This is a genomic window from Streptomyces sp. NPDC099050 (assembly GCF_044759865.1).
Taxonomy (GTDB): Bacteria; Actinomycetota; Actinomycetes; order Streptomycetales; family Streptomycetaceae; genus Streptomyces.
Map to the genome: position 1 here is coordinate 35,823 of NZ_JBIWAE010000044.1, position 5,606 is coordinate 41,428.

Genomic DNA, 5,606 nt, shown 5'->3' on the forward strand with positions numbered 1-5,606 from the left:
GTAGGGGGGGGGGGGGGGGGGGGGGGGGGGGGGGGGGGGGGGGGGGGGGGGGGGGGGGGGGGGGGGGCCGCGGGGGGGGGCCCCGGGGGCCCCCCCCCCCCGCCGCCTCGTCCGCGTGCTACTTGAGTACTGGATCCGGATCCCACTCCATGGCGTGATGTGCCGGTGAGCTTCCCTCGCGAGACTGAAGTCATCGCCAAGATCCCTCCACGCCAAAGGAGCAGCACGATGTCCGAGCAGATCGCGAAGGCCCCGCGCACCGTCGTACCGGCGCTCCGGGGTGTGGGGTGCGCGGGCCGCCCGCCCGGTCCCGGCGCTTCCCGTGGGGCTCGCCGGCCCGGTCCTGGGCGCCTGCTGGATGGTCAACACCGTCCGCAACCTCGGCCACCCCATCTGGTACGGCGACACCGACCGCCACCAGGCCTGGGGCGGCCCGACCCTGACGCGATCACGCGAGGGGTCGTCTGCGCTGCCGCCGGACGAGCCTTGCCTACAGAAACGATATCTCTTGACGCCGATCTTGATATCGTTTAAGTGGACAGGGGGCGGTCGGCCCCCTCCCCGAGGAGGTTCACCATGGCCAGAACCGTGATCGACGTTGATGACGCCCTGCTGGCGGAGGCCGCCGAGCTCTTCGGCACGAAGACGAAGGTGGCGACCGTGAACGCCGCCCTTCAGGACGTAGTCAACCGGCGCAAGCGGGAGGACTTCCTGAACTGGATCGCCGAGGGCGGGCTGCCCGACCTGACGGGCCCGGTCGAACCGGCCGCGGAGACCTTCGCGGACGCGGAGCACGTTCGGGACAGGGCGGCATGACCGAGCGCTTCCTGATCGACAAGTCTGCGCTGGCGCGCTATCCCAAGCCGGCTGTGCACAAGGTGGTCTTCCCTCTCCATGTGGCGGGAGTCCTCGCCGTGTGTGGGGCCGTGGAGCTGGAAGTGATGTACAGCTCCCGCTCGAAGTCCGATGCGGACCGGGTCCGCAAGGGCATGGGCGCCTTCGACTGGCTCCCCACTCCCGATGAGACATGGGACCGGGCTCTGGACGTGCAGAGAAAGCTCATCGAGGGGGGCAACTGGAAGGCGCTCTCGCTCCCGGACCTGATCATCGCGGCGACTGCCGAACGGCACGGAGCCACCGTCCTGCACTACGACGGTGACTACGACATGATCGCCGAGGTCACCGGCCAGCCGATGCGGTGGGTCGTGCCGCGGGGGACGGCGGACTGAGAGCTCCGGGGACCGGTCGGGCCGGGGGCGGTCAGGCGGTGGAGCGGGGCTCTGCCTTGCGGGGCGGCCGGAGGCAGGGCATGCTTCGCCGAAGCAAAGGGGGAGGGTGTCTGCGATGGAGAAGCGGGCCGTGGTGACCGCGGTGCTCTGCGCGGCGGTGGCGCTGGGCGCGTCCGCGGCCATGGCGAAGGTGGTCCCGGCAGACGACGGCAAGCCCAGCGGCTACGCGAAGGCGTCCCCTATGTCTACTACGGCGGCGCCGGCGCCAGCGCCTGCCAGGTCGTCGCCCGCTCAGCTGCCACGTCCGTCACGTCCGTCACGTCCGTCGCAGTCGCAGCCACCGTTGCCGTCGGCATCGCAGTTGCAATCATCGGAAGAAGGGTGGCGGCCCGACGTCCGGACCCCTGGACCGTCGGTCTCGCCCTCCGTGCCGGGCGGGCCCGTGGCCTTCGCCGGGGCGCTGTTCGAGGGTGATTCGACCGACGATCACTACTGTTCCGCGACCGTCGTTCACAGCCCGGGGCGGAACCTGATCGCCACCGCCGGCCACTGCCTGCTCGCCGGCCGGGCCGGCGAAGGCGGAGCCTCCTTCGCACCCGCGTACGCGGGCGGGCGGGCCCCGTACGGCACCTGGAAGATCGCGGAGGTGTTCGAGGATCCGCGCTGGTCGGACGGGATCAACGACGACTACGACCTGGCCTTCGCCCGCCTCGCCCCCGACGCCGCGGGCCGCAACGTCGAGGACGTCACCGGCGCCGCCGTCCTGGACACCACGGGCCGCACGGACGAGCAGGTCACGGTGACGGGCTACCCGTCGCACCGCAAGGACCCGCGCACGTGCGTGTCCCGCGCGGTACGGATCAGCACCACCGAACAGCGCTTCGACTGCGCGGACTTCGCCGGCGGCACGAGCGGTAGCGCGTGGATCGCCACCGACGGAAAGATCATCGGAGTCCTGACCGGCGGCGACACGGACGACGTCTCGACGAGCACGATCCTGACCGGCTTCGCGGCGGATCTGTACGCACGGGCGGCGGGGGGCTCGGGAAGAGGGACCGGATCAGGATCCGGAGGGGGGACCGGAAGAGAGGCCGGAAGAGGGACCGGCAGATGAGCCAGTACTACGACCTCGGCGCCGAGACCCTCTGGAACCCGTCGAACGGAGCCGCCCGCCTCTTCCACCGCCAAGTGGCCGTCTTCGAAGCGGAACTCGGCCTCGCATCGGGCATCGGCCCGATGGAGAACGACGAGTGCCAGATCGACCCGGCCGTGCTCGGCGTCTTCACCGAAGCCCTCGTCATCCGCCATGGCCGGACCGGCCACGCCGTCATCCGCGCCCTCTCGGAGGGATTCGTCGCCACCGTGCTGGTGCTGGCGGAGCGGGCGGGGGTGGACGTCCACTGGCCGCCGCCGGGTGAGTCGCTGGAGGGGGCGCAGGACGTCCAGGCCGGGCTTCCGGGCTCCTTCGAGTCCTTGGCGGAGTCCGATTTGCGCGCGGCCGCCCGGGAGCTGTCCCGGCGGATGCCGCGCTGAGATCAGGCGATCAGCCCCAGGTGCACCGGCTCGGTGGGGGCCCTGTCGAGCAGCTCGGCGAGGCGCGGCGGCCATAGCGGTTCGCCGAGGGTGGCGAGCTTCCGCGGGGACAGCCACCGCCAGTGGGCCCCGGCGTACTCCGGTACCGGATCGCGGTGCGGGCCGGTGGTCACGTAAATGTGCTCGTACTGGCGCACCGGGATGCCCGTGTGGGTGAAGTCGTGCTCCCACGTGCAGAGCAGCCGCTCCGGCTCCAGGTCCGTCCAGCCCGTCTCCTCCCGCAACTCCCGCCGCACGCACTCCTCGGGCGTCTCTCCGGGATCGATGCCACCGCCGGGCGGCAGCCAGTGGATGCCGACTTCCACGTTGTTCTCGCGGAAGAGGAACACGGATCCGGCGGGGTTCAGCACGACGATTCTGGCTGCCTGCCGTGGAGTTCGAGGTGAAGGGTGCATCAGACCAGCGTACGACGGGGGGTGTGGGGGGTGGGAGAGGTCGGATGGGAGCGAGGAGTGAGGGGTGGGCGAGGGGTGGGCGAAGGGTGGGCGAGGGACGGGTCTCGGGGATCAGGCGTGCTGGGGCGTCGGGGGGCCGTCCCAGGCGGGGGAGCGTTTCTGGGTGAAGGCGTGGGCCCCTTCCGTGGCGGCGGTGGTGGCGAACACGGGTGTGCTGAGCGGGTCTTGGACGGAGAACGCGGCGTGGTCGTTCAGGCCCCGGGTATTCTGCACGATCTGCTTCGTGATGTGGACGGCGTGGGGGGAATGCGCCTGGATGCGGGCGCTCAGGTCGAGCGCCGCTTCGAGGGCCTGGCCCTCGGGGGCGAGGCGGTTGACCAGGCCGTAGCGGGCCGCGTCGGCGGCGGGCAGGGGAGCCGCGGTCAGGAGCATCTCCATGGCCACGTGGTACGGGAGCCGGCCGGGCAGGCGGATCGCTCCGCCTTCGGAGGCGATGAGGCCGCGGGCCACCTCGGGCAGGGCGAAGAACGCGGTGTCGGCCGCGGTGATCAGGTCGCAGGCGAGGGCCAGTTCGAAGCCACCGGCAACGGCCGCACCCTCGACGGCGGCGATGAGCGGCTTGCGTCCCCGAGCCCTGGTCAGCCCCGCCAGCCCGCGCCCGGCGACGACGGGGACGCCTTCGGTGGGGAAGGCCTTGAGGTCCATGCCGGAGCAGAAGTGGCCCTCCGCGCCGGTGAGGATGCCGACGGCCAGCGACGGATCCTCCTCCAGCCGGGTGAGCGCCGCGTCCAGCGCCTCGGCGAGCGGCCGGTCGACGGCGTTGCGGACGTGCGGCCGGTTGAGGGTGATGAGCAGGATGCCTGGGGTGGGTTCGGCCGTCAGTACGGCGGGGTCGGGCATGTGGGGGTGCTCCTTGGGTGGGGGTGTGGGGGTGTGCGGGTGTGCGGGTGTGGGGGGAGGAGGAGGGGTTAGTCCCGTACCACTGGCAGCGCGGCCAGTCCGCGCATGACGCGGGTCGGCCGCCAGGGCAGTTCGTCGACGGACTTGGCCAGTACGACGTTGCCCAGGCGCTGGAGCAGCAGGGGGAGTGCGACGGCGCCTTCGAGGCGGGCCAGGGCGGCGCCGATGCAGAAGTGGGGCCCGTAGCCGAAGGCGAGGTGGTCATTGGGCGTCCGCCCGAGATCGAGCCGGTCCGGCTCGGGGAAACGGTGGCCATCCCGGTTCGCCGAGCCGATGAGCAGGCTGACGATGTCCCCCTCGCCGATCACCTGTCCGTGGAGGGTGATCGATTCTGCTGCGCAGCGGAAGGTGGCGTCCCGCACGGGGGAGTCGTAGCGCAGGAGCTCTTCGACGGCTGTGGTGACCAGGTCGGGTGCCGTCACCGTCACCGTCACCTTTGCGAGCCGGGCGGCCTCGGCGGGGTTGCGGAGCAGGGCGAGGGTGCCGTTTCCGATGAGGTTCATGGTGGTGTCGTGTCCGACCAGGAGGAGGAGGTACGCGGTGGACCGCAGCTCCTCCTCGCTCATCGCGCCGCTTTCGTCGCTGGCCCGTACCAGAGCGCCCAGCAGGTCCACTCCGCTCTGCTCGTCGCCCGTACGTTTCGTGGCAACGAGCCGGTCGAGCAGCGCGTGCAGCGCGCCTTCCACCCGTGCCGGATCCAGACCGGGAGCGGGCGCGATGGTGGCCATGAGGGTGTCCCGGGTCTCCGCGTTGTCCAACTCCTCGGGGACACCGAGGATCGCGCAGATCATCCGGAAGGTGAGGGGCGCGGCGAAGTCCCCGATCACGTCCACGTGGACGTGGCCCTCGACGCGGTCGAGGAGCAGGTGGGCGGTGGCTGTGATGAAAGGTTCCAGCTGGGCGATGCGGCGGGGCACGAAGGCCGTGTTCACCAAGGTCCGCAGCCGGGTGTGGTCCGGCGGATCGGCATGGACGAGATGCCGGTTCAGCCCGGCCGGCCCCGCAACGTAGCCGGGCACCCGCCCCGGGTCCTTGCTCAGCCGCTCGTCGGTGAGCAGCGCCCGGACGTCCTCGTATCGGGAGACCTGCCACACGGTGGGACGCCCGTCCCGGCGCTCCGCACGGACGGGCGCATGGCGGCGCAACCAAGCGAAGTAGGGGTACGGATCCCGAACCCGCGCGGCCAACAGGTCGGCGGGCGGGGTGGGGAGGGCAGTGGGGGAGGAGAGGGAGGAGGGGGGTGGGGCGGAGGGGGGCACAGAAGCTCCGGAATCGGCAATCGACAAAGACGCCGGTTCAACGGGTATGTGTGGGAGGAAGATGCGGATCTAGGGGCAATACCAGTGACTTAAGGATCTTGGCTGGTAGGCTGCCTGTTCAGGAGGTGCCTGGATGCCACGCCCCGGACAGGTCAAGCCGGAAACGGACG

7 protein-coding genes are annotated in these 5,606 nt (G+C 71.3%); 4 read left to right on the plus strand and 3 right to left on the minus strand.

The genetic code is table 11. The annotated features are described in order from the left end of the window. Positions 1-576: 576 nt before the first annotated feature. From ACIQV3_RS38990 to ACIQV3_RS39005, 4 genes are all read left to right on the plus strand, one after another. Entirely contained in the window at positions 577-816 is a 240-nt protein-coding gene (locus ACIQV3_RS38990) for a type II toxin-antitoxin system VapB family antitoxin (RefSeq protein WP_403721663.1), read from the plus strand. Beyond that, entirely contained in the window at positions 813-1,229 is a 417-nt protein-coding gene (locus ACIQV3_RS38995; protein ID WP_403721664.1) for a PIN domain nuclease, read from the plus strand. Before ACIQV3_RS38990 ends, ACIQV3_RS38995 begins: the two co-directional genes overlap by 4 nt. A 442-nt stretch (positions 1,230-1,671) precedes the next feature. After that, complete coding sequence (locus tag ACIQV3_RS39000) at positions 1,672-2,343, plus strand: trypsin-like serine peptidase (RefSeq protein ID WP_403721666.1); 672 nt, start codon at positions 1,672-1,674, stop codon at positions 2,341-2,343. Further along, complete coding sequence (locus ACIQV3_RS39005; RefSeq protein ID WP_403721669.1) at positions 2,340-2,762, plus strand: DUF6086 family protein; 423 nt, start codon at positions 2,340-2,342, stop codon at positions 2,760-2,762. The genes ACIQV3_RS39000 and ACIQV3_RS39005 overlap by 4 nt, the downstream gene beginning before the upstream one ends. 2 nt (positions 2,763-2,764) lie before the next feature. Here ACIQV3_RS39005 and ACIQV3_RS39010 read toward each other — a convergent pair whose 3' ends face one another. The 3 genes from ACIQV3_RS39010 to ACIQV3_RS39020 all read right to left on the minus strand — a co-directional run bounded on the left by ACIQV3_RS39010 (position 2,765) and on the right by ACIQV3_RS39020 (position 5,322). After that, a complete protein-coding gene (locus tag ACIQV3_RS39010; protein WP_403721670.1) occupies positions 2,765-3,217 on the minus strand; it encodes an NUDIX hydrolase in 453 nt (150 codons plus the stop codon). 111 nt (positions 3,218-3,328) lie between these two features. After that, positions 3,329-4,117 (minus strand): crotonase/enoyl-CoA hydratase family protein, encoded by a 789-nt coding sequence (locus ACIQV3_RS39015; protein ID WP_403721673.1) that lies wholly within the window; start codon positions 4,115-4,117, stop codon positions 3,329-3,331. Positions 4,118-4,185: 68 nt separating this feature from the next. Then, on the minus strand, positions 4,186-5,322 hold the full coding sequence (locus ACIQV3_RS39020) for a cytochrome P450 (RefSeq protein WP_403721676.1): 1,137 nt from the start codon (positions 5,320-5,322) through the stop codon (positions 4,186-4,188). Positions 5,323-5,606: the final 284 nt, after the last annotated feature.